This window comes from Actinospica acidithermotolerans, assembly GCF_018139625.1.
Classification (GTDB): domain Bacteria; phylum Actinomycetota; class Actinomycetes; order Streptomycetales; family Catenulisporaceae; genus Actinospica; species Actinospica acidithermotolerans.
Genome location: NZ_JAGSOH010000347.1, coordinates 1 through 457 on the forward strand (window position 1 = coordinate 1; position 457 = coordinate 457).

Sequence of the window (457 nt, forward strand, 5' to 3'; positions counted from 1 at the left end):
CTGCAGCAGCGAGCTGGCCGTCATCAGCAGGGGCAGGATGAAGAACGGGTCGGGCGAAGAGAGATCGCGGATCCAGCCGATCCAGGGCGCGTTGCGCATCTCCACGCTCGACAGCAGCACCCAGTAGAGCGCGATGAACACCGGGATCTGGATCATGATGGGGAAGCAGCCGCCCATCGGGTTGACCTTCTCCTCGCGGTAGATGCGCATCATCTCCTGCTGCATCTGCTGTGGCTTGTCCTTCAGGCGCTCGCGCATCTCCATGATCTTGGGGTTGATGGCCTTCATCTTGGCCATCGAGGCATATGCCTTGGCGTTGAGCCAGTAGAACGCGATCTTGAGCAGCAGCACCAGCGCCACGATCGACCAGCCCCAGTTGCTCAGGATCTTGTGCAGCTGGTCGAGCAGCCAGTAGAGCGGCTTGGACAGGATGGTCAGCCAGCCGTAGTCCTTCACC

Annotated in this window: 1 protein-coding gene; it reads right to left on the reverse strand. The window is 61.1% G+C overall.

Annotated features, from left to right (window positions below; all coding sequences use genetic code 11):
• Nucleotides 1-457 (reverse strand): membrane protein insertase YidC (gene yidC, locus KDK95_RS38930; RefSeq protein WP_212522646.1); only part of this gene is annotated, 457 nt, incomplete at both ends.